The following is a 23,288-nucleotide window of genomic DNA, read 5'->3' as shown; positions in this document are numbered from 1 at the left end:
GAATATTAATATTACTTTATGGTGTGTTCATGCAACATCAACCAACAATATGCGTCACATTAACAATAATAAAACTTAAGCCATGAAACACATCACCCTCACCGGCATCCTGTTGCCGGCTATTCTTATCTTGCTGCAAGCCTGTGCAGGTGGCAAGCTCAACAACAGCGGTCATCATGCACAAGCTTCGGCAGGACCACCAGACAATCCTGCGCCTGCTGCTAAAAAAGGCAACCAGGTTTACCGCAATGAAATACATATTAAAGCGGTAAGACATTTCAAGGAAACATTTCCCGGCACAGAAGACGAACGTTGGTACGTGATCGAAAACGGATTTATGGCAAAACACAAGGTTGGAGACGTTAACATCAGGCTGGACTATGATCGTCACGGCAACTGGTTATACACCATCCGTTACATCAATGAAAAAAAGCTACCCAAAGAAGTAAGGGCACAAGTAAGAAGTACCTGGTATGACCATGCGATAGCGAGTGTAGAAGAGATCAAATATGGCACCCTGCCGCTCATTTACATCGTGCATATCCATGAAGGCGACGACTGGAAAATAATACGTGTATGTGAAGGTGAAATGAGTGAGATCATTCCCCCTGGTAAGGCGGGATAGCAATCCAGGCTCTTTAGTTAGGAGTATAAAATGGCGAACAAAAGTGGCGGGTGTAGCTTCCTGCCACTTGCCATTTATAGCCGTTCCTTTCCCTCAGATTACTTATTTTTGAGATAATAATAATTATTCCAAAATGATCCAACGTATACAATCTGTTTGGTTATTGCTGGCCGCAGCGGCATCATTCCTTACCCTCAAATTCTCTTTTTACAGTGGTAATATCATTAAGGAAGGCCAACCGAAAGCCTTTTCCAGCCTGATAGCTACCAACGATATATTGCTTACTATTACCACTGTGGCCACCGGCCTGCTGGCCCTGGTTGCCATCTTCCTTTATAAGAACAGGAAATTGCAGACACGTCTGTGCCTGATCGCCCTGCTGCTGTCCGGCCTCAACTTAGTTTTATTCTATATACAAGTGAAGAAATTCGTTCCCCAGGAAGGTAACTATGATCTCACAGCTTCTATCGCTATTGTGATCCCTGTGCTGATCATCCTGGCCATACGGGGTATTTACCGCGATCAGAAGCTGGTAAAAAGCCTCGACCGCCTGCGCTAACTATTTGCCCAGTTCCAGTTCATACGCTACAAACGTGCGCTTGTCTTTGACGGTGGTGATGACCTTTACACGTATCTCCTGGCTCCCGTTATTGTAGATACTGTGTTTGGCTTCGTCGAAGTCGAACTCATTTGTCTTTTGGTAGTTATTGGCCAGGAGGTAGGAAGATATATCGCGAAACTCATCTTTGTCGTAAGTACGGTACGAGATCATCCGGCCTTTGATGTCTCTAACTGTGGCATCCATAAAGGAAAGAGAGCGTACGGTGGTGGGTGCATCCGTTTCCCGGCTGAGGTGTGAGTATTGGAACAGGCCACTGGTAGAATCCACATCTTTCTGCATGAGCAGGTAGCCTTTTTTCTTCAGGGTAGTATCGATCTGCTTCTCCGTCCAGTCCAGCATTTTGATCAGCTCCGGTACGGTTACCCGGGGAAATTTTACTTTCTCCGATATTGTCTTGGGAGCCAAATGCGCGGGCTTTGGTTTTTGACCAAAAGGCACCCTTACTTGGGCTGTCAACTGACTACCCAGCACCAACACAATAACCAGTAAAAGTATGGAACGCATAACCGGTAAACTTTGCTGCAAAGAAAGGCTTTGAAATGTTAAGGGTCTACAAAAACCTTCCGGTATAGCTTTCTTTCACTTTCTTCAACCCCGCCGGTACGCCGGTATACACGAGGTTACCCCCGCCATCACCAGCTTCGGGCCCCAGGTCGATAATCCAGTCCGCACTCTTGATCACGTCTATATTATGCTCAATTACAATAATTGAGTGTCCCTGCTCTATCAGGGCATTGAACGAAGCCAACAGCTTCTTGATATCGTGGAAATGCAAACCTGTAGTAGGCTCATCGAAAATGAACAGGATATGCCCTTGCGCCTTGCCTTTACCCAGGAAAGAGGCCAGCTTTACCCGCTGCGCTTCCCCACCCGATAAGGTGTCTGACGACTGGCCCAGCTTCACATAACCAAGCCCCACATCACTCAACGGCTTTACCTTCTGAACAATGTCCTTTTCGGCTTTGAAGAACTCCAGCGACTCATCCACACTCATCTCCAGCACATCGTAGATGCTCTTACCATTGTATGTTACTTCCAGCACCTCTTCTTTGAACTTTTTACCACCACACACTTCACAGGTAAGGTGTACGTCGGCCAGGAACTGCATTTCTACCACTTGTTCGCCTTCACCTTTACAGGTATCGCAACGGCCCCCATCTACGTTGAACGAGAAATGCTTTGGCTGGAAGCCACGCGTTTTGCTCAACGGCTGCTTTGCATACAAGTCCCTGATCTCATCATAGGCCTTGATATACGTGACCGGGTTACTGCGTGATGATTTACCAATGGGGTTCTGGTCCACCATTTCGATCTGCGACAGGTATTCAATATCACCTGTAATTGCTTTATGCAAACCCACTTTATCCGCAAACTCTCCCTTGATCTTTTGCAGACCCGGATATAATATTTGCTTTACTAATGTGGTCTTACCACTACCACTCACTCCACTTACCACGCACAATGTATTCAGCGGGAACTCTACTGTAAGGTCTTGTAAGTTATTCTGCCGCGCACCTTCTACTTTCAACGAGCGATTCCAGTTGCGTAACTTCTTAGGCACTTCTATTTGCAAATCGCCTTTCAGGTATTGACCGGTAAGGCTCTTGGGGTTACTGATCAGTTCATCATAATTTCCACTGGCTACTACTTCACCACCCAAGTGCGAAGCCAACGGCCCCATATCTATAATATGATCCGCTTCCCGCATCATCATTTCATCATGCTCTACGACCACAACCGTATTACCCAGATCGCGTAATTCTTTCAATACACGGATCAATCGTTCGGTGTCCCTCGAATGCAAACCAATAGAAGGCTCATCGAGAATATACAGCGAGTCGGTAAGGTTGCTGCCCAATGAACGGGTAAGTTGTATACGCTGACTCTCGCCACCACTCAATGAGTTGGCGAGGCGGTTCATCGTTAAATAACCAAGGCCCACATCCATGAGCGTCTTCAACCGGTGATTGATCTCAATTAATACCCGCTTAGCTACCTGTTGATCATATTCGCTCAGCTTCAACGCATCGAACCACTGTACCAAGTCTTTCGTTGGCATCTCACACAGCTCACCGATGTGTTTGCCGCCTACCTGCACATACAGCGCTTCTTTGCGCAGGCGGTAACCTTTGCAATCAGGGCATAACGTGCGGCCACGATAGCGGCTCAACAGTACACGGTATTGTACTTTATATAAGTTCTGCTCTACCTCTTTAAAAAAGTCATTGATGCCAAATACGCCGCCGCTACCTTCCCACAACATTTTGTATTGTGCTTTCGTGAGGTCGATGATCGGCTTGTGAATGGGGAAATCGATCTTCTTGGCGCCCTTGATAAACTGCTCTTTCCACCAGCCCAGCTTTTCTCCTTTCCAGGGAGCTACAGCTCCTTCATAAACACTCAATCGCTTATCGGGGATCACCAGGTCGCTATCGATACCCAGCACCTGGCTAAAACCTTCGCAGGTTGGGCAGGCGCCGAAAGGATTATTAAAAGAGAATAAGTTAGGCACCGGCTCTTCAAACTGGATACCATCCAGTTCAAACTTATTGGAGAAAGATAATTTCTTGCCGCCATTCACTTCCAGCTGCAATGCACCTTCGCCTTCATAGAAAGCAGTGCCTACAGAATCTGCCATACGATGCTGATCATCTTCATCGAAATCTTTTACCACCAACCTATCGATCAACACATACATCTCTTTAGAAGATTTCCACTTAGGATCTTCCAACAGTTCTTCGATACGATAGATCGTTCCATCATACAAGCGTGAGAAACCTTTTTGCATCAGGATATTTAACTCTTCCTGTGCATTGCGGTGCGTATGCTGCTTGAAGGGAATTAATATCAGCACCTTGTCGCCGGTATTGAGCTTCGACATGGCATCCACCACATCCTTCACGTCATCTTTCTTCACTTCGCGACCAGAGACAGGAGAAATCGTTTTACCTGCACGGGCGTATAACAAGCGCAGGTAATCATACACCTCTGTCATGCTGCCTACTGTAGAACGTGGCGTGCGCGTAATTACTTTTTGCTCGATGGCAATAGCAGGACATAAACCTTTGATATAATCCACATCGGGCTTTACCATGCGCGCCATGAACTGCCGTGCGTAGGCACTGAGGCTCTCCGCATAGCGTCGCTGGCCTTCGGCAAACAGGGTATCGATGGTCAAAGAAGATTTTCCGGAACCGGAAACTCCCGTAACCACCACTAATTTATTGCGTGGAATCTCTACAGAAACGTTTTTCAGGTTATGAACCCGGGCTCCTTTGATAAAAATATTATCAAAACTTTTTACTGGCTGTACGGTACCTGCGGTACTACTTTTTTTTATTGTGTCAGGCATAAAGAAAGGATCACAAAAATACTGCAAAAGGGAGAATACTATTTCAGATATACTTTAACAATTATATTACTTTATGATAATATATAGAATTACTAATGAATGTTGTTGAGAATTGTCAATAGGTATAAGTATTTACCACTTAGTGAGTAAAAAGTTTAAAAATTCTCTTAAAGTTTTGTTTTTTGAAAAAAGTCTATATCTTTAGTTGGTAATTTGTACAATAAATCAGAAAACTAAAATTTTACTGCCTATCGACTTGTCACTTCTACACAGAAAAGCCGCTCAAAAATAAAATCCATTCATTTTTTAAATATCCTATCACCTTCAAAACCGTAGAAGTTTATGAATTTACTACGCAAAAAGACCGACCATGAACTCATCCAGGATTTCCAGGATGGAGACCTGTATGCACTCGAGACGCTTGTGCTTCGTCACAAGGACAAAATGTACACTTCAATTCTTTTCCTGGTTAAAGACAAATATCTAGCCGAAGATATTTTCCAGGACGTGCTCATCAAGATCATCGACACAATTCGTGGAGGCCGTTACACAGAAGAAGGTAAGTTTTTACCCTGGGCAATGCGTATTGCTCACAACCTGTGCGTAGACCATTTCCGTAAGGTGAAACGTACCCCTTCTATTCGTACGAGCGACGACCGCGACATCTTCGAAGTGATCAACTTCACAGAAGAAGGTGCAGACATGAAGATGATGAAGAAGCAAAGCCACGACCGTGTGCGCCAAATGCTCGACTTGTTGCCCGAAGATCAGCGCGAAGTAATTATTCTCCGTCATTACGCAGATCTGAGCTTTAAGGAAATTGCATCGCTTACCAATTGCAGCATTAATACTGCATTAGGAAGAATGCGTTACGGGCTTATCAATCTGCGCAAAATGATGATGCAGAAAAAGATCGCCTTATAATATTCTTCATGTCTCTTGACAAAAGTTTAACGGTGACCGTAAAAATGGGAACGGATAACTAATTAGCTTTGTTAACCAAAATAGAGACTGAAAAAATATTGTCATTCTGGCTCTCCATCCGACCTTTTGATTGATGACATTGCTTGCTAGCCGGAAGGCTGAAACAGAATGACGCCTAATTAAGATCCCCGCCTAAACAGTGGGGATCTTTCTTTTTTCTACCCACTCCTACACTTCAAAAGATACGCTCAGGGTACGCTCATGATACGCTTCAGGTGCGCTCCTACTACGCTACTACCCTTAAGCTACCCTTAGTTTGCTATGGGACTGAGATGAGGTGAATATGGGAATGATCTTACGAGCTTGCTCCATAAACGATAAAGGGCTCCGCAGAGCCCTTTATCGTTTATATAACCCTGGTTTGTATCTCCACAAACCGATATAGTCTTATTATTTTGCTGCAGTCTCCTTACCACCTTTCTTAAACGCATCCAACCCACATTCCAGCCACTCCTTGTATTCTTTCTCATTAGGCGTATAACCTACCGGCCTTGTCAACAGCTTCTCATCAGGAGTTATCAGCACATACAATGGCTGCGACACACTGGTAAAGTTCTGGCTCTGTAGGGTAGCATATACATCCCCTACTGTCTTAATCTCTTTCTTAGAACCATCGGGCATTGTGTATATGAATGCTTTATCAGCCGGTAGCTTAGCGCGGTCGTCTACATATAGAGAAACCAGCACATAATCCTTCTCGATGATCTCTTTTATCTCAGGAACAGGCCACACGTTTTCTTCCATCTTACGACAGTTCACACAAGCCCAACCGGTAAAGTCAATCAGCAATGGTTTGCCCTGTGCTTTTGCCAGTTGCAGGCCTTTCTCATAATCATTCATCACTTGTGCTTCCACACCTTTAAAGGCATCCTTGCCATAAATGCTATAAGTAAGTGGTGGCGGGAACCCGCTGATCAAAGCACGGTTGGCATACTTGGTTTTCGTTAAACCCGGAACCAAGTAGACAGTAAAGGCCAGGAATATTACAGCTAAAGCGACGCGCGCTTTGGTCAGCTTAACCGGCCCTTCGTGTTTGAAACGCAGGATACCGAACAGATACAGCACCAGCAAAACGCCAATGATAATCCAGATACCGAAGAATACCTCTCTCTTTAAAATACCCCAGTGTTCTACCAGGTCTGCGTTGGACAGGAATTTCACAGCCAGCGCCAATTCGAGGAAGCCTAATACGATCTTAACAGAAGTAAGCCAGCCGCCTGATTTTGGCAACGATTGCAATAAGCTGGGGAACAAAGCAAACAAAGTAAAAGGCAACGCAAGCGCCAAACCAAAACCTGCCATACCCATGGTCAATTGCATAGCTCCTCCATTGGTAGACAATGACCCGGCCAATAAAGAACCGAGGATAGGGCCAGTACAGGAGAAAGACACAAGTGCCAGCGTAAGGGCCATAAAGAAAATACCACCCAAACCGGTACCAGATTTTGAACCTGTCTTATTGGCCAGTGCATTCGGCATGGTGATCTCGAACAGTCCAAAGAACGACAACGCGAATACCACAAATATCACGAAGAAGAAGATATTCAACCATACGTTGGTAGAAATAGTATTCAATATCTCAGGGTTACTGCTATCCAGGAAGTGAAAAGGAATACTCAGGATCACATAGATCAGTAAAATGAACGCACCATACATCACAGCATTAAATATCCCTTTCTTTCTGGTAGGTGATTGCTTGGTAAAGAAGGACACCGTAAGCGGGATCATGGGGAACACACAAGGCGTAAGCAGACCGATCAACCCGCCTAAGAAACCCAGGATAAAAATACCCATCAGGCTCTTGGAGCGATCATCTTCAATGCCAGTACCCCCGCAATTATTTACAGGATTCTTGAGATCAATGGCCGTCCGCTTTAAGGCCTGCGATCCTTCGGCAGACTCCTGCAGGCCACCAGTTCCGGCACTGATGTTACCAGCCGCATCTACTACAAACAGGAACGGCGCTTCTACAGGACCGGGAAATTGATCTCCCTTCATGGTCATGTAAGTAACGGCTCCACGTATCTTGTTGAACCCTTCTTTTACAGTAACAGTGGCCTGCAATTCCACCTCCTGTTCAAAAAACTTAATTTCCAGATTATCCAGTATTGGTTCTTTCAACTGCTGCAGCTTTCCATTTTCGGTAATGCCATTAAGCGTAACATTAGCAGCCGTAGCACTATCGAAAACAATACGCGTATTCAGTTCATCATCCTTTGCTGTGGTGGAAAAAAGCCGCCATCCGGGGCTTACAGCAGCCTTAAAGGACAACACATATTCATTAGCCGACTTTTTAGAAGCGTTGAACTGCCATTGAACGTTGGAAGAAGAAGTTGTTGAATCCTGGGCTACAAGGTTCAGGGAGATAAAAGAGAAAAAGGCCGCGAGCACACAAGTAAAAAATTGCTTCATGGCAATTGGAATTTCTTATAGGTAAAAAAACAAACGAGCTCCCTTGGCAGGAACCCGTTTGACTTGATTAATTATGTTTAGATTGTCATATCAGATACTATCCGCCGATGGCAACACTGAATTCAACTTCAACAGGAGGTAAGCATTTCTCATCATTACATACCATGAACTCTACTTTGCCAGTCACATTGGTCTTGGCAGCGCCTTTCACCTTCACGGTCTGAACAAAGTTCACCGTCTTTTCATAGTAATTCACCACACCGTCCCATGCTTCTTCTTTCTTCTTGATCAGTTTACCCTGCTCTTTAGGCGTACCATCGAGGGTCACTAAAGGGTTTTTGACAAAAGTAAAAGAAGTGGGTAATGGACCATCTACCCCCACGTTCTGAGAGTAAATATGCCAGTTACCGGTAATATTAGCGGTAATATGTACTTCGTAGGTCTTGTCTGCGGTCTTCTTGGCAGTAAAACTCCAATTCACTGGCTTTTCCTGCGCCCACGCGCCAGCGGTCAAACCAATAATAGCCAAAGTGAGTAAAAAGTATTTCTTCATAATGCGTGTTTCTATTAGAACACAAAATACGTAAGAAAGTACTAAAGGTATCTGCTAATAATTATTTAAAAATTAGCAACAGCTGCAGCAGGCTTCGCAGCACCGGCCTTGGAATGTATTAATAATGAATTCATTATAATACGACCGTCAATATTGCCTAAAGCTTCGCTGGTAGCCCTTTCCGGGTGGGGCATCATGCCGAAAACATTCCGGCTTGCATTACAAATACCTGCTATATTTCTGATGGCGCCATTGGGGTTGGCGGAGGGGATAACAGCCCCTGTTGCATCGCAATATTTATAGATCACCTGGTTGTTGGCTTCCAGTTGGTCCAATACACTGGCTTCGGCATAATAGCGGCCTTCACCGTGAGCGATGGGGATCTTGAGGGCTTTATCGGGAGAACCTACGCCCTTGATATAAATATTCTTACTGATAAACTGTTGATTAGCATTCCTCAACAACACGCCGGGCAGCAAATGGGCCTCACACAGCACCTGGAAGCCATTACAAACCCCCAGTACTTTACCTCCTTTATTGGCAAAATCGATCACACTCTGCATCATAGGGCTAAAACGCGCGATGGCGCCACAACGCAGGTAATCCCCGTAAGAAAAACCGCCGGGCAACACGATACAGTCATCAGTAGAAAACATACTGAGGTCCTTATCTTTGTGCCACAACATTATAACTTCCTGATTAAGATCATTTTGTAATGCATCCTGCATATCACGATCACAATTCGAACCGGGAAAAACAACGACTCCAAACTTCATTATAGGTATAAATTTGAGGAGCCACAAAGATATGAAAGAGTTCCGAGTCGCGAAGTTCAGAGTTCGGAGTTCTTTACGCACAGCAGGTTGTTGCTTGCCGGGGCATTGTAGAGGGGCGGCAGTCCGAAAACGGGCATCTTATTGCGTCCAATACCCAATATAGATCGCCCAGCCAAAAATGATCCAGTGAAGGACGAGCGGAAAAATACGACCGGAAGGATAGAAATAAGCTGCGGCATGGAAAGCTGTCAGGGGTACTGCACACAGCAGCCAGTTCACATAATTATTACCGCCATTGGCCATGATGATGAGCATGGACACGATCAAGAAAACCAGCAGCAGGCTCCAGCTTTTGCGCACCTGGATCAGCATCTTCGTCAGGTTATTCTGCACAAAAAAGCCACCAATAATAAAAGGAAGGATCAATAAAGTAATACTTATCGTAACCGTGATGGAAGATGGCATCACCGGCAGGTTGAAAGAAATATTAGGCTGCAGTTTCTTCCACTCCCACTGACCAGAGAGGTAAAGCACGATAGCCATGAAATAATAAGGTGTGGTAATACCAAGGATGCCGATCAGCCATTCCCGCACCCGCAGCGGGCGCATAATGAACAGCGACACCAGTAGGAAAATAGAGAACACGATGGCCGGCTGGTACATCAATGTCACGATACCCATGATCAACCCTACATTGAAAATAGCCGCGCCGGGCTTATTGGAATTATACAAAATGCTCACGCGGTGAAAGATCCAGATCAGCAGTGAGTTGATCAGCAGAGGAGCCGAAAAGTGGTTCCACTCGATAAACAACGTAGTGATGAGCATGTATGCCATCCCGGCCAGGTAGTTCGTCTTCGCCATCATCTTCTGGTCATTGCAGATGCGGTTGAACATAACGGCCTGGCTATACAGCAGTAAAAAAGCGATCAATGTATAAATAATGGAAGGCAGGTGCAAAGGCGCCAGGAAATCAAGAAGCCATATATACAGGAAATGATCATCGGGCTGCCGCAAAGGCGCCATGGGATGCAACAACATCCCGAATTTGAGCACCAGTCCGTAGATCAGCAACACCAGAATGTTGCCGGAGTTTTTTTGCTTAAAGAGGCCTGTCACTGGATATGGATAACAAGGGTTTAGAAATCAACTTTGGCAAACGTAAGATAATTACTCCTTTGACATGGAATAATGATCGAACGTGCGCTGATCTGCTTACCATAACGCGGCATGAACTCGATCTTCGTATCGAGCCCTTTCAGCGTTGGCCGGCGGGTGATCTGACCGTCCGGAGCAATGCTCTGATCATTCAACAACAACGTCCTGCGCTCATACAGGTTGAACAGGAAATGCAACTCTCCGCCGGTATTCATTACCTGGTGCGATACCAGCCCTTCACTCTCATCATCAAACTGGCTCTTGGGGATCACATTGTTCCAATCCATATTGCCATCCTTATCAAATGAAAGGATCATGATATTCTCAGCATGGTACCGCGTAGCCTGGTTATTGCCCCAACGGTTCCAGGGCGAACCCCAGGAATTATAATACGGTGAGTAATAGTTATAATTCATCGGTGAAGCCCACGGGTTATTCCACGATAAATAATCCCAGCGATTAAACGCACCACCCCTCGATGTAGTATACATCGACTCGGCCACCATGATATATCCCCCATCCCGCTTGATAATCATATTCTTGATGAAATAATCATTGAAAGCCAGGCGCAGGTTGGCATCAGGCCCCTTGGCCGACCGCCGCAGGTCATCGGAAAACGTCAACATCGACTCCCGCATGATATTATCCGAACCCTTATCGAATATCAGGGTATACAAACCCTCCACATTTCCCCTTCGCTGCTTATAATACAATGCCGTAAATAAATAACGCCGGTTGGTGTTATCTATTTTGATCTTTACCTCATCCAGCATCTTTTCCCCGGTTTTCAGGTCGGTAATAATGAACCGTTCCTCATCCGACTTCTTCCGGATAAGCCGGACGTCGGAAATATTATCGCTGCCACCCCTTCGGACAAACTTGCCAAAGACCATATCCCCCTCATTATCTACCAGGAAGTCTGTGAAATAATCATTCCGCTCTTCCATAGCCAGATTCATACGGTGCTTTTGTTGCAGTTGCAGATCGCTATTGAACAGCAAGGTCGTAAACACGAAATTGTTGGGGTCGCGGCTGTTGATCTTGAAGACCATGATCTTCTGCTTGTCGTCGCTGAAAACCGTGGTATATATCTTATTGCTGGCCGCCCAGCCAATACGGGTAGTATCCAGTTCGATAGGGTCGGTAAGGCGCTTGGCTTCCTGGTTCAGCTTTACCCCCATACAATAAACGATGCCCCTGCGCTGAAACTGATAGATCATCCACACGTGCTCGGCATACGGTACAAAGTCCACATTGATCCAGCGGTCGTCCATATAATCCAGCTTCACCCGCTCGATCAGTTTCATCTCGTTGTCATATACACTAATGGCATTATCAGAACGGTTATTCTTAAACACCAGAATATTCGCGCCCACCTTGCCAATGATCTCGAAATTGGTGCGGCGACTGTCATCGCGCTCCGATTCGGAATAGAAGATCCGCTGTGCCGAAGACACCAGCGGAAACGATATGATCATCAGAACGATGGCGAGCAATCTCATTCTTATTGGATTCTTAATCATGGTGATGCAATGCATTATAACATTCTTATAAGCCAAATTAAGCATTGTAAAACGCCCCCCCAAACTTTCCATATAATTTTAGGTATTTGATTAATAGACGAGTTGCCAGCCGGAAAGGCTGCCAGCCCACCCCTGATATATGCCAAATGATGAATGCAACACGAAGAATACATAACGTACACACAATAAAACATTAGCACAATTAGTTTTTTTCCGTATACCTTTGTTACTGCCGGGTACCAGACCCGGCATTTAATATTGGTTGATATATTGTTAAACCCTTTGAAACGGGATAAGCTACACTACTGTGAGCAAACAGATTAACAAAGTTACTACAGCGGGATTAGTTGTTGCGTTAGGCATCATTTACGGCGACATCGGCACATCCCCCCTCTACGTTTTCAACGCAATTATCAGTGACCGGGTGATCAGTGAAGAGCTCATTATTGGGGCGCTTTCCTGTATCATATGGACGATCACGCTGCAAACAACATTCAAGTACGTTCTGTTGGTATTGCAGGCAGACAACCGGGGGGAAGGAGGCACCTTTGCACTCTATGCCCTGGTACGACGACAGAAAAAGTGGCTTGTCATACCGGCCATGATCGGGGGCGCCGCCCTGCTGGCCGATGGCATCATCACCCCTCCCATCTCCATCACTTCGGCCGTTGAAGGCCTTACGAAGATCCCAGCGCTTGAAGGCAAAATAGAGCAATACATTATCTACATCGTCATAGCCATCCTGGCGCTCTTCTTCTTCCTCCAGCAATTTGGTACTGCCTCCATCGGTAAACTGTTCGGCCCCATCATGCTTGTTTGGTTTAGCATGCTGGCCATTTTGGGCGTCTGGCACCTCTTCGACGACATCACCATCCTGCGGGCCTTCAGCCCCTGGTACGGCATAAAATTCCTAAACACGTATCCCAACGCCTTATGGTTGCTGGGTGCTGTATTTCTTTGTACAACTGGTGCCGAAGCACTCTATAGCGATTTAGGGCATTGCGGCAAAGGCAATATCCGTATCTCCTGGATCTTTGTAAAAACCACCCTGCTGCTCAACTACCTCGGCCAGGGAGCTTCCCTGCTGAAACACCATACCGGCCTGGAGATCACCGCCGCCGTAAAAACAGAATTAGGCATCAACGCCTTTTATGATCTCATGCCCCAATGGTTTGTCATTGTAGGCGTGGTCATCGCCACCACGGCAGCTATCATCGCCAGCCAGGCCATGGTATCAGGGTCCTTTACCCTCATCAGTGAAGCCATGCGCCTCAACCTCTGGCCCAAGTTCAAGATCCGCTACCCCTCCGAAGAAAAAGGACAACTCTTTATACCCAGTCTCAACTTCATGATGTTTCTGGGATGTATCGGCATGGTATTGTATTTCCAAACCTCCTCACGCATGGAAGCGGCTTATGGCCTTGCCATCATCCTCACCATGCTCACCACCACCATTCTTTTTGCCAACTACCTGGTGGCGAAAAGAGTGAAACCATTGTGGATCTACATCTACCTGGGTGGGTACATTGCCATAGAAATTACCTATCTGCTGGCATTATTACAGAAGTTTACCCACGGAGGCTATATCACCCTCATCGTGGGAGGCATCATGTTTGCCGTGATGTACATCTGGTACCGCAGCCGCAAGATCAAGAACCGCTACGTGGAGTTTGTACGCCTCGAACACTATATCCCACAGATACAGGAACTGAGCAACGACAAGACCGTTCCCAAGTATGCTACGCACCTGGTATACCTTACCAGCGCCAACAACCCCAAGGAAATAGAACATAAGATCATCTATTCCATCCTGAACAAAAAACCCAAGCGGGCCGACATATACTGGTTTGTACACGTAGATACATTGGACGATCCCTATACCTGCGAGTACAAAGTAGATCACATTATTCCCAACGATATCATCCGCGTGGAATTCAGGCTTGGATTCCGCATGGAGCCACGCATCAACCTCATGTTCCGCAAAGTAGTGGCCGACCTGGTAGCCAACAAAGAGGTGAACATCACCAGCCGCTACGAAAGTCTGGAAAGGAACAACGTGGTAGGTGACTTCCAGTTTATCGTCATGGAAAAATACCTGAGCCAGGACAATGAACTGCCGTTCACAGAACGGTTGGTCATGAAGCTGCACTTCACCCTGAAAGACTGGAGTCTATCGGAAGAGCGGGGCTTTGGACTGGATACCGCCAACGTAACAGTGGAGAAATTCCCACTGATCGTAGCGCCGGTAAACAATCCCAACCTCAAAAGAATATACGACCCCGAAGAGTTGTAAATCGTATCTTCAGGCAACAACCATCATACAATTGCCTGCTTTCATCTGGTATACACTCATTGGAATAGCTGTGCTTACCATAGCAGCCTGGTTATTGCAGGATAAATTCATCTTTAAACCCGAACGCCTCCCCGCGGATTTCAAGTTCAAGTACGACGTTCCTTTCCACGAGCTGTTCTTCGACGTAGAGCCCGGCGTACGCATTAACGGACTGCACTTCTACCGCAAAGAGCCTAAGGGCCTCATCCTGTATCTCCATGGCAATACCCGCAGCATTAAGGGCTGGGCCAAATATGCCCGCGACTTCTACCGTTATGATTACGATGTGGTGATGGTCGACTACCGTGGCTTTGGCAAAAGCACCGGCAAACGCAGTGAGAAAGAAATGATGGCAGACATGCAGTTCGTGTATGAAGCTCTCCTGAAAGATTACCCCGAGCACCACATCATCGTATATGGCCGCAGCATTGGCAGCGGCTTTGCCAGCAAAATAGCCGCCGATAATAAACCCCGCTACCTGATACTCGATTCACCTTATTACAATTTCCGAAAAGTAGTCACCCGTATCCTGCCCTTTCTCCCGGTGAAATATGTGCTCCGTTATCACCTCCGTACCGATAAATGGATACGCTACGTAAATTGCCACACCTACATCATACACGGCACTAAAGACCGGCTGATCCCCATCCGCCACAGCGAAAACCTGCAGGCTATCAATCCTTCCAAGATCACACTGATACGCATACATGGAGGAAGACATAATAACTTACCTTCGTTCCCCGAATACCATAATTTCATCCGGGATATTTTGAAATATTAGGCATTAGCCGTTAGGTATTAGCTCTTAGCTAAAAGCCAACAGCTAAAGGCTAACACCTGATTACATGAAAAAGAAAATTATACGCTGGATAAGTGTCATCATCATGATCTACAGCCTCATCGGCATAGCTCTCTATTACTTGCAGGATAAGATGATGTTTCACCCGGCGCCACTGGAAGCCAGCTACAATTACAATTTTCACACGCCCTACAAAGAAGTCAACCTTCCCTACTCCAGCGGCGTAAACATCAACATCATACAATTCACTACTGCCGATTCCACACCGCGTGGAGTAGTCCTTTACTTTCATGGCAATAAGCAGAACATTGGCCGGTATGCACAATGTGCACCGGCATTCACAAAACACGGCTATGAAGTATGGATGATAGATTATCCCGGCTATGGGAAAAGTACCGGCACCTTTACTGAGCAACGTCTCTATGATTGGTCGCTCATTTTTTACAAACTGGCCCGGGCGCGCTTTAAGCCCGACAGCATCATACTATACGGCAAGTCACTGGGTTCGGGGCTTGCTACCCAATTAGCCTCTATCCGCGATTGCAAATACCTGCTGCTGGAAACACCTTATTATAGTTTTCCCTCTGTGGCAGGAGTTTACTTTCCCATTTATCCGGTAGAAAGAATTATACGCTTTAAAATACCTACCTGGCAATACATGCAGCAGGTAACTGCTCCCGTCACTATATTCCATGGCACAGACGATGGCGTTATCAGGTACAGCAACGGACAGCGCCTGATTCCTTACCTCAAACCTGCCGACCAGTTCGTTACCATCGAAGGAGGAAGCCACAACAACTTAAGTGAGTATCCTCTTTACCAACAGAAACTCGACTCTTTATTTAAATAGAAGAATCCAGCATTCAGCATCCAGCATTCAGAATAATACAGTAAAGGCTTCTGGATACTGGATGCTGGCTTCTGTATTCTATATTGGTACCACATTCGAACTCTTATTCTTTCTCACCTTCTCAGGAATGGCATTCACGATCTCTTCCTTCAACACTTCAATCAACCGCTTCTTCACAAAATCGCGGTGCACCACAATGCTCACTTCCCGCATGGGCGCCGGCTTTTGAAAATGCCGTATCAGTTGCAAACGCTTATTGTCCATATCCAGTGTAGTAAGTTCAGGTAAGATCGTAATACCATCATTTAGCTCTACCATGCGGCGCAGCGCCTCGATGCTTCCTGCTTCATATTCAAAATGCGCACTCATTTCACTGGACTTACGCAGTTCGCACAGGTTTACGATCTGCGAGCGAAAACAATGCCCTTCTTCCATTAGCCACAACTTCTCCGGGTCGATGTCTTTCGCCAGCACATAGGTCTTCTTATACGCTACATTCTTTTTGGCCACATAGGCCAGCAACTCCTCATAAAAAAGCACATGCTCCTTGATGCCTTTTTCCTGCAAGGGAGTAACCACAATACCCACATCGATACGTCCTTCGCGCAAACGGCTGATCACATATTCTGTCATCATTTCCTGCACGATCAATTTTACCTGGGGATACTTCTTATTGAAGCTCTGCACAAACAAGGGTAACAGGTAAGGCGCCAGTGTGGGGATGATGCCGATCCGCAACTCGCCCGTCAGTACCCCTTTCTTGTTTTGAACTATCTCCTGGATCACATTCTTTTCAGCCAGGATCTTACGCGCCTGCTCGATGATCTCCGCGCCGGCTTCGGTAGGTACAACAGGCTGCTTGCTGCGGTCGAATATCTTAACCCCCAGCTCTTCTTCCAGCTTTTGGATCTGCATGCTCAAAGTAGGCTGCGTAACAAAACAGCGATTGGCTGCCATGGCAAAATGCCGGCACACATCCACCGCCACCACATATTCCAGTTGAACGAATGTCATAATAGATTGTATCTATGAGCAAATATTATTAATCAATTTGATTTATCGGCAAAATAAGTGAAGTTTTGCATTAGAAAGGATGACAAACATCAGATAGGCATTAAAGAGTAGAAAGGATCTCACAGACAGGCCGGGCGGTAAAACACAAAACAGATCAGTTTAAACGTTCGGCTATACGGGTTAACCAAAAGGAGATGCCGGCTTTGAGCCGGCATCTTTTTTATTCTTCGAGTATTACTTTATTCTTCCCTACGATCAGCTTATACCCGGCCCCCACCTTCAAGGCGTAATTTTCCTTTTCATGACTCACCGGGAAATCAAAACAGATAGGATAATTATATTCCTTCACCACATCATGGATGATCTCATAAACAGACTTGCCAAAAGGCCGCTCCGTATCCTTATTATCCGTAAACCCGCCAATGATCAGTCCGGCCAGCCTATTTAGCTTGCCCGCCCGTTTCAACTGGTACAACATACGGTCTACATTATAAAGATACTCCCCCACATCCTCCAGGAACAAGATCCTACCCTTGGTCTTGATGTCGGAAGGGGTACCTACGAGGTGCGCCAGCAGGCTTAGGTTGCCACCAACGAGCTCTCCCACCGCCTCGCCGGGATGATTCAGCTCATGCACATCACATTGGTACCGGGCAATCTTGCCCTCCAGTGCATTCTTCAGCGATTGTACATATTCATTATTGAAACCATCATCATTGAAAGCTGCCGCCATGGGCGCATGCAAAGAAGAAATCTTATAGTTGGAATACAGGTGCGCATGCAACACGGTAATATCACTGAAGCCTACGATCCATTTAGGCCGTCTCTTAAAAGCCCTGAAGTTGATCCGGTCGATGATCCGGCCCATGCCATAACCACCACGGCCACACAAGATAGCTTTAACTGAATCATCATTCAGCATTTCCTGAAAGTCATCCAAACGCTCATTGTCGGTGCCGGAAAAATAAGTAGCGGAGTCGCTCCCCAGTGTCTTGCCTACCTTTACCTGGTAGCCCCATTCCTTCAACGTATCGATACAGGTTTGCGCCTTCTCCGCAGCCATATAGCCAGCAGGGCAGGTAATGCCAATCGTATCGCCAGGTTTTAAATAAGCAGGATATTTGACCATTAATTATCAGATTTCGGCCACGAAGTTACTTGTTGCCTCTATAACTCGTAAAAACAAATAAAGCGATGATCAATATCACAACGCTTAAAGAGGCCACTACCTTATCCTCGATGTTAAAAAAAGAAGTACAGCAGAAACGACTCCCACAAAGATGGCTGCATAACGAAATCGCTTATCGGCAACATCTATTTTAAGCAGCACGCCCAGCTTCGCGACTCCTATGATCAGCAGGAAGATGAACATGCCAACCATTAATAATGGTAAGAAGAAAAGTGCTACGTCGAGATCCATAACAATAAAACTACATTTTATACCTCGGTCAGGCTAACCGTTTCCGGAGACACCGTTAGCTTATGTATAACGCCACACTTCAACGCAAAATTATTCTTCTGGTGACCTACCGGGAAATCAAAACATACCGGGTAGTTAAAGTCCTTCACCTTCTCCAATACGATATCCTGTAACGTTCTGCCAAACTCATCTCCGGGATCATCGGGCTTTACCTTAAAGCCACCCACTACCAATCCCTTCAGATCTTCCAGCTTACCGGTTCGCAGCAGGTTCCAGAACATACGGTCGATACTATAGAGATATTCGCCGGTATCTTCTACAAATAATATCTTGCCCGCCGTATGCAGGTCGGACTTACTGCCGGCCAACGTTTCGATGGTCTTCAGGTTACCGCCTACCAGTACGCCGGTAGCGGTACCCACCTTATTAAATGCAGAAGGCGTCGTTGTGTAATTCATGGTTTCACCTGTTAGCGCCCGCTTGATAGAAAGGATCGTGTCCGCCTGGAGCGGATCAGCCTTGCTCCAGTCGTCCGGGAAACTATTGCACATCTTGGAATGAATGGAAGCGATACCATAATTGCGGTTGAGATGGCCATGCAGCACGGTAATATCACTGAACCCGATGATCCACTTGGGCTTCGACACCAGCCGGGAAAAATCCAGCCGGTCTACAATACGCACAAACCCATATCCGCCACGGGCACACATAATAGCCTGAACACCGGGGTCGTCGATCATCCTTTGAAAGTCGGCGGCCCTGTCGGCATCACTGCCCCCGAAAGTAAAATCACGCTTACCCACCGTGTCCCCCACCTTGATATTGAACCCCCAACTCTTCATTAGTTGGATGGATGGCTCAATGTCCTTTTGCAGAATATAGCCCGCCGGACAGGTAATCCCAATTGTATCTCCCTGCTTCAGGTAGGGAGGAATGACGGGCTTCTTACCCCCATCAGCAAAATCAATAATATGTCCCATACCGGGTACGGCAGGCAATACAGCGCCAGCTGCCATTAAAGAAGAAAGAAAGTTTTTACGATTCATAACAAACAGGAAAACCACAATTTACAGACAGATAAAACATTTTTTTTAACAATTTGGCCGGATCGTTGTTATCCACTGCTGACTGGCTTTGAAACACTGTCAATAGACATACATACAAGTTTTTTGCTATTGACATGTTAACACATATAATAAATAACTGATTCCGCTTAGTTTTGCGGCGCTAAACACCTGGAAAGGCATTAGTCTATGGCAAGGAAATTTTGTATCGCATTTATCTGCGTATTATCGTTCATCAACCAAACTGCACACGCCCAACAGAAAGGCAATTGGTCATTTGTAAAGAACGGGAGCCTCTATTTTAGCTGGGGCTACAACACCGAATGGTATACCCGCTCTACGGTACACGTAAAACAACCCTCTCTGGGCAACAATTACAAATTAGTGCGGGTACGCGCCCACGACCACCCAGGCTGGGACGAGGGTCTCTTCTCTATACCTCTGACCATCCCCCAGTACAACTACCGCATTGGCTATTTCTTCAATGAAAAGCAGGATCTGGCTATCGAGATCAACTTCGACCACACCAAGTATATTATTGCTGATGAACAGGATGTGCACATCGAAGGGCAGTTCGATGGTCAGAAAGTCAACACTACCCGCCGTTTCTCAGAAAAAGATAGCTCCTACTATTACCTGAACAATGGCGCCAACTTCCTCCTGTTCAACCTGGTAAAGCGGTTCAGGCTGGTAAAACCCGGACCGAATAATAACCTGAAACTCGACTTGCTGGCCAAAGCAGGTATAGGACCAGTGATCCCCCACGTAGAGAACAGCTTCTTCGGCAAGGCCAATGAACCAGGCTTCCAGCTTGGTGGATGGAATACAGGCATAGAAACCGCCTTCCGGCTTACCGCTTTTAAATACGCTTACCTGGAGTTTGCCCAGAAGTTCGACTACGCCCGGTATAGCCACCTGAAAGTATATGAAGGCCGCGCCCGCCAAAGCTTTGGCACCTACGAACTGATCCTGAGCCTTGGCTTTACCCTGCCCACCGGCAAAAACAATAAGGAGTTTGCAAAACACCTCCCCACAGTAAGCGCCACCAACTGATCACTCGATCCATTCATTATATATAACAAAGGGACCATCCTTCCGGGACGGTCCCTTTTTCATTTCTACCCCAACCTTTCCCCATCCTACCTTCGTCAATAATACAGCGCTCCGGACAGTGCAGCCAGCATAACCCGATCTGTCACCATCATCAACATAACCCGTGCTAACAAACCAGGATGACATCATAAAAGGTTGTAAACAACAAAATCCAAAAAGCCAGGAAGCCCTGTACCGTGCCTGCTACCCAGGCATGCTGAAAGTTTGCGCCCGCTATGCACGGGATGCCGATGAAGCGGCATCACTCTACAACGAGGGTATGTTGAAAGTCTTCAATACCATACACCAATACGAAGGCAGGGGCGATTTAATGGGATGGGTAAGACGCGTGATGGTCAACACCTGTATAGACCATTGCCGGCGGCAGGCAAAATTCAATCACCAGCCACTCGAAATAGTAACAGACAACAACTCGATAGACCCGGATATATACAACCGACTTTCTGCCAACGACGTAATGCGGCTGCTGCAGGAGCTGCCCCGTAATACGGCACTCGTCTTTAACCTTTTTGTACTGGAAGGTTTTAAACACGAAGAGATCGGACAAATACTGAACATAGCGATCGGAACATCCAAATGGCACCTCAATGAAGCGAGGCGCCTTCTTAAACATAAACTGGATAAATTATTGAACAAAGAAATCTACTCTAATGCAATCTGAACAACAACATATTGATGACTTCTTCCGTAAAAAGGACGAAGAATACCAGGCGGACGCCGGCCTTGCCGATGCCAACTGGGAACAAATGCGCGGGTTGCTGACACCCGGTCCCGGGCCGGCGCCTAAAGGATTCCGCTGGCATGCCACCCGCCGCATCATCAAATACATGGGGGGCTTTACCGTGGTTACCGTCATCACCCTGGTGACGCTCACTACCATCAAGTCGAAAAAGAAGGAGGCTGCACCTAAAATGCTGGCGCAAAAAACAGCGATTGCCCCGGAGAAAAAGCAACCAGCGGCACAACCACTGGCAGCTACTACAAAAGCTCCGGCACAGCCTGTTAAAAAAACTGTCACTACTACAGCAGCAACGCCCAAGGTGAAGCGTACGCCGACCAACATTACAACAATACAGCCTCCGCCAAAGACTGTCGTAATTACAAAAAGCAATACCACCATCGGTGGAACGCCTGCTGAAAACAAGTCACCACTCAAAACGCAGCCCCCTCCCCTCACCGTTGATGGTTCATCTATCGCCGTTGGTAGTTCACCGTTTACCTTACCAGACGTAAAGCCTGTAGAAGTAAGTGCAGGTAGCGTATCCATTATCAACAGCAAAGACGCATCGGCAAAGATCAATGAGTTCTACAGCGAGCTCGATAAACAAGCCAATGTATACGTAGTAGATGCGAGCCAGGAAAGCTTTGTAACCGGAAAAGAAGGCACCCGCCTCACGATCCCACCATTTGCCTTTGCCGGCAAAAAAGGATTGATCAAAGAAGGGCTGGTGACGATCGTTTTTAAAGAATACTATACCTACGAAGATATACTGGCTGCCAAGCTCACCACGACTTCCGGAGAAGACCAACTCATCTCCGATGGTATGGTGCACATTACAGCCCACCTCAATGGTATGCCGGTAGACCTGGCAGCAGGCAAAAGCATCAGGCTGGAAATGCCTACCAGGAACTTCGACGAACAAATGCAACTATACCGCGGCACCAGGAGCAGCATGAAAAATGCCTTTGTAGCCAAATTCATGGATAACCGGATGATCGACACCGTGCGGTTTATGAAGCGGGAAGCCGATGAAAACGGAGACATCGACTGGGTGGCCCAGGGCCAGCAACAAAAACGTCTCGATCCCCTCACCAGAAGGATCAGGGTAATGAACCCATACGCGGATCCTTACAAAGTGGAGCATGGCCGAAAAAAAACAGCCTGGTACTACGTAGCCAAAAGCTGCCCTCTTACCAACGAAGAAATGGAGATCAAGCTAAGGCAACATACCAACAACTACTTCGATGTAATCAAACTAAAGCGCGTCGAGGTAAAGCCAGTAGCCAACTACCAGTTTCAGCAGGAAAAACTGATGAACATAGCAGGCGATTCGATAGATATGACCTTTTACCAGGCACTATACAGACAACTATTAACACCCGAAGACAGTGCCCGCGCCATGGAAAAGATCCTGCAGGCAGACGCCAGGTACGAACAACGGCAAGAGCTCATGGGCAGGTACAGCTTTTCCATCACCGGCCTTGGCTGGTACAACTGCGATAAGCTAAACAACCGTGGCCCAAGGACATTGTTCGCTTTTAAGCCCGGAGAAGGATTTGAACCGTCCACGATGGTATCCCACTTGGTATTCACCAAAGTGAAAACAGTATTAAAGGGCAGCTATAAAGACAATAAGATCACCTTCGGCAGGGTAACGAAAGATGAACCGGTCAAGATCGTGTGTATCGGAATCAAAGACGGGAAAGTAATGTCCTGCATTCAGGAGCTTACCACCGACAGAGAAGAGATCGGCGATCTCGTCTTTACAGAGACAACACCCGAACAATTCAGAAAGAAATTACAATCACTTAACCTCATCCTTCCATAAAACCCTGATACATATGAAAAAATAAAAGACCTGGTCGCCTTTCTATTGCATGAGCCGCCTCCACTTCAACCGGGGCGGCTCATCCTTTTTTATCCCCCTCCAATTAGCTATTTTTGCAATCCTTCGATAGACGCAAAAAAGC

20 protein-coding genes are annotated in these 23,288 nt (G+C 46.5%); 9 read left to right on the top strand and 11 right to left on the bottom strand.

Translation table 11 applies throughout. The features are described from left to right. The first annotated feature begins 82 nt into the window (after nucleotides 1–82). Nucleotides 83–625 (top strand): hypothetical protein, encoded by a 543-nt coding sequence (locus AC5JBY_RS09920; protein ID WP_495904422.1) that lies wholly within the window; start codon nucleotides 83–85, stop codon nucleotides 623–625. 133 nt (nucleotides 626–758) lie between these two features. Continuing rightward, the gene (locus AC5JBY_RS09915; RefSeq protein ID WP_495904421.1) at nucleotides 759–1,184 is read left to right on the top strand and encodes a DUF4293 domain-containing protein; all 426 of its coding nucleotides are present in this window, start codon (nucleotides 759–761) and stop codon (nucleotides 1,182–1,184) included. Here AC5JBY_RS09915 and AC5JBY_RS09910 read toward each other — a convergent pair whose 3' ends face one another. Together AC5JBY_RS09910 and uvrA are read right to left on the bottom strand one after the other, a co-directional pair. Next, complete coding sequence (locus tag AC5JBY_RS09910; RefSeq protein ID WP_495904420.1) at nucleotides 1,185–1,751, bottom strand: hypothetical protein; 567 nt, start codon at nucleotides 1,749–1,751, stop codon at nucleotides 1,185–1,187. 46 nt (nucleotides 1,752–1,797) lie between these two features. Beyond that, entirely contained in the window at nucleotides 1,798–4,599 is a 2,802-nt protein-coding gene (gene uvrA / locus AC5JBY_RS09905) for an excinuclease ABC subunit UvrA (protein WP_495904419.1), read from the bottom strand. Between the two features lie 342 nt (nucleotides 4,600–4,941). Between uvrA and AC5JBY_RS09900 the strand changes: the two genes are divergently transcribed. Further along, the gene (locus AC5JBY_RS09900; protein ID WP_119053595.1) at nucleotides 4,942–5,523 is read left to right on the top strand and encodes an RNA polymerase sigma factor; all 582 of its coding nucleotides are present in this window, start codon (nucleotides 4,942–4,944) and stop codon (nucleotides 5,521–5,523) included. A gap of 450 nt (nucleotides 5,524–5,973) precedes the next feature. Here the strand turns inward: AC5JBY_RS09900 and AC5JBY_RS09895 are convergent, their stop codons facing one another. The 5 genes from AC5JBY_RS09895 to AC5JBY_RS09875 form a co-directional block, all read right to left on the bottom strand. Then, nucleotides 5,974–7,995: a protein-disulfide reductase DsbD family protein gene (locus AC5JBY_RS09895; RefSeq protein WP_495904418.1), complete on the bottom strand. Its 2,022-nt coding sequence runs from the start codon at nucleotides 7,993–7,995 to the stop codon at nucleotides 5,974–5,976. Nucleotides 7,996–8,092: 97 nt separating this feature from the next. After that, nucleotides 8,093–8,548: a protein-disulfide reductase DsbD domain-containing protein gene (locus AC5JBY_RS09890; RefSeq protein ID WP_495904417.1), complete on the bottom strand. Its 456-nt coding sequence runs from the start codon at nucleotides 8,546–8,548 to the stop codon at nucleotides 8,093–8,095. Nucleotides 8,549–8,613: 65 nt separating this feature from the next. Further along, nucleotides 8,614–9,324: a phosphoribosylformylglycinamidine synthase subunit PurQ gene (purQ, locus tag AC5JBY_RS09885; protein WP_495904416.1), complete on the bottom strand. Its 711-nt coding sequence runs from the start codon at nucleotides 9,322–9,324 to the stop codon at nucleotides 8,614–8,616. Between the two features lie 138 nt (nucleotides 9,325–9,462). Then, nucleotides 9,463–10,443 carry a DUF6427 family protein gene (locus AC5JBY_RS09880; protein WP_495904415.1) on the bottom strand — a complete coding sequence of 327 codons (981 nt, stop codon included), beginning with the start codon at nucleotides 10,441–10,443 and terminating at the stop codon, nucleotides 9,463–9,465. A 20-nt stretch (nucleotides 10,444–10,463) separates the two neighbouring features. Continuing rightward, entirely contained in the window at nucleotides 10,464–11,984 is a 1,521-nt protein-coding gene (locus tag AC5JBY_RS09875) for a hypothetical protein (RefSeq protein ID WP_495904414.1), read from the bottom strand. Nucleotides 11,985–12,312: 328 nt separating this feature from the next. Here AC5JBY_RS09875 and AC5JBY_RS09870 point away from each other — a divergent pair, with 328 nt between their 5' ends. From AC5JBY_RS09870 to AC5JBY_RS09860, 3 genes are all read left to right on the top strand, one after another. Then, complete coding sequence (locus AC5JBY_RS09870) at nucleotides 12,313–14,298, top strand: KUP/HAK/KT family potassium transporter (protein WP_495904413.1); 1,986 nt, start codon at nucleotides 12,313–12,315, stop codon at nucleotides 14,296–14,298. Nucleotides 14,299–14,329: 31 nt separating this feature from the next. Continuing rightward, nucleotides 14,330–15,118: an alpha/beta hydrolase gene (locus tag AC5JBY_RS09865; RefSeq protein ID WP_495904412.1), complete on the top strand. Its 789-nt coding sequence runs from the start codon at nucleotides 14,330–14,332 to the stop codon at nucleotides 15,116–15,118. A 64-nt stretch (nucleotides 15,119–15,182) separates the two neighbouring features. Continuing rightward, nucleotides 15,183–15,986 carry an alpha/beta hydrolase gene (locus AC5JBY_RS09860; protein ID WP_495904411.1) on the top strand — a complete coding sequence of 268 codons (804 nt, stop codon included), beginning with the start codon at nucleotides 15,183–15,185 and terminating at the stop codon, nucleotides 15,984–15,986. Nucleotides 15,987–16,064: 78 nt separating this feature from the next. Here the strand turns inward: AC5JBY_RS09860 and AC5JBY_RS09855 are convergent, their stop codons facing one another. The 4 genes from AC5JBY_RS09855 to AC5JBY_RS09840 form a co-directional block, all read right to left on the bottom strand. Continuing rightward, nucleotides 16,065–17,000 carry a hydrogen peroxide-inducible genes activator gene (locus AC5JBY_RS09855; RefSeq protein WP_495904410.1) on the bottom strand — a complete coding sequence of 312 codons (936 nt, stop codon included), beginning with the start codon at nucleotides 16,998–17,000 and terminating at the stop codon, nucleotides 16,065–16,067. Nucleotides 17,001–17,220: 220 nt separating this feature from the next. After that, complete coding sequence (locus AC5JBY_RS09850) at nucleotides 17,221–18,129, bottom strand: S66 peptidase family protein (protein WP_495904409.1); 909 nt, start codon at nucleotides 18,127–18,129, stop codon at nucleotides 17,221–17,223. A 96-nt stretch (nucleotides 18,130–18,225) separates the two neighbouring features. Continuing rightward, nucleotides 18,226–18,420 carry a hypothetical protein gene (locus tag AC5JBY_RS09845; RefSeq protein ID WP_495904408.1) on the bottom strand — a complete coding sequence of 65 codons (195 nt, stop codon included), beginning with the start codon at nucleotides 18,418–18,420 and terminating at the stop codon, nucleotides 18,226–18,228. 17 nt (nucleotides 18,421–18,437) lie between these two features. Next, the gene (locus tag AC5JBY_RS09840; protein WP_495904407.1) at nucleotides 18,438–19,466 is read right to left on the bottom strand and encodes a S66 peptidase family protein; all 1,029 of its coding nucleotides are present in this window, start codon (nucleotides 19,464–19,466) and stop codon (nucleotides 18,438–18,440) included. Nucleotides 19,467–19,673: 207 nt separating this feature from the next. On the opposite strand from AC5JBY_RS09840, the gene AC5JBY_RS09835 reads away from it, so the two are divergent. The 3 genes from AC5JBY_RS09835 (at nucleotide 19,674) to AC5JBY_RS09825 (ending at nucleotide 23,146) form a co-directional block, all read left to right on the top strand. Next, complete coding sequence (locus tag AC5JBY_RS09835; RefSeq protein WP_495904406.1) at nucleotides 19,674–20,537, top strand: hypothetical protein; 864 nt, start codon at nucleotides 19,674–19,676, stop codon at nucleotides 20,535–20,537. 163 nt (nucleotides 20,538–20,700) lie between these two features. After that, nucleotides 20,701–21,258: an RNA polymerase sigma factor gene (locus AC5JBY_RS09830; protein ID WP_495904405.1), complete on the top strand. Its 558-nt coding sequence runs from the start codon at nucleotides 20,701–20,703 to the stop codon at nucleotides 21,256–21,258. Then, entirely contained in the window at nucleotides 21,248–23,146 is a 1,899-nt protein-coding gene (locus AC5JBY_RS09825; RefSeq protein ID WP_495904404.1) for a hypothetical protein, read from the top strand. Before AC5JBY_RS09830 ends, AC5JBY_RS09825 begins: the two co-directional genes overlap by 11 nt. Nucleotides 23,147–23,288 lie beyond the last annotated feature (142 nt).

Source organism: Paraflavitalea sp., assembly GCF_059502485.1.
This window is presented reverse-complemented; position numbering and strand designations above follow the sequence as displayed.

Bases quoted from the DNA above. Each gene is read 5' to 3' on its own strand.
- AC5JBY_RS09840 (WP_495904407.1), bottom strand. From the start codon at position 19,466: ATGAATCGTAAAAACTTTCTTTCTTCTTTAATGGCAGCTGGCGCTGTA.
- AC5JBY_RS09850 (WP_495904409.1), bottom strand. From the start codon at position 18,129: ATGGTCAAATATCCTGCTTATTTAAAACCTGGCGATACGATTGGCATT.
- AC5JBY_RS09895 (WP_495904418.1), bottom strand. From the start codon at position 7,995: ATGAAGCAATTTTTTACTTGTGTGCTCGCGGCCTTTTTCTCTTTTATC.
- AC5JBY_RS09835 (WP_495904406.1), top strand. From the start codon at position 19,674: ATGGCAAGGAAATTTTGTATCGCATTTATCTGCGTATTATCGTTCATC.
- AC5JBY_RS09860 (WP_495904411.1), top strand. From the start codon at position 15,183: ATGAAAAAGAAAATTATACGCTGGATAAGTGTCATCATCATGATCTAC.
- AC5JBY_RS09875 (WP_495904414.1), bottom strand. From the start codon at position 11,984: ATGAGATTGCTCGCCATCGTTCTGATGATCATATCGTTTCCGCTGGTG.
- AC5JBY_RS09910 (WP_495904420.1), bottom strand. From the start codon at position 1,751: ATGCGTTCCATACTTTTACTGGTTATTGTGTTGGTGCTGGGTAGTCAG.
- uvrA (WP_495904419.1), bottom strand. From the start codon at position 4,599: ATGCCTGACACAATAAAAAAAAGTAGTACCGCAGGTACCGTACAGCCA.
- AC5JBY_RS09855 (WP_495904410.1), bottom strand. From the start codon at position 17,000: ATGACATTCGTTCAACTGGAATATGTGGTGGCGGTGGATGTGTGCCGG.
- AC5JBY_RS09920 (WP_495904422.1), top strand. From the start codon at position 83: ATGAAACACATCACCCTCACCGGCATCCTGTTGCCGGCTATTCTTATC.
- purQ (WP_495904416.1), bottom strand. From the start codon at position 9,324: ATGAAGTTTGGAGTCGTTGTTTTTCCCGGTTCGAATTGTGATCGTGAT.
- AC5JBY_RS09900 (WP_119053595.1), top strand. From the start codon at position 4,942: ATGAATTTACTACGCAAAAAGACCGACCATGAACTCATCCAGGATTTC.
- AC5JBY_RS09845 (WP_495904408.1), bottom strand. From the start codon at position 18,420: ATGGATCTCGACGTAGCACTTTTCTTCTTACCATTATTAATGGTTGGC.
- AC5JBY_RS09890 (WP_495904417.1), bottom strand. From the start codon at position 8,548: ATGAAGAAATACTTTTTACTCACTTTGGCTATTATTGGTTTGACCGCT.
- AC5JBY_RS09915 (WP_495904421.1), top strand. From the start codon at position 759: ATGATCCAACGTATACAATCTGTTTGGTTATTGCTGGCCGCAGCGGCA.
- AC5JBY_RS09825 (WP_495904404.1), top strand. From the start codon at position 21,248: ATGCAATCTGAACAACAACATATTGATGACTTCTTCCGTAAAAAGGAC.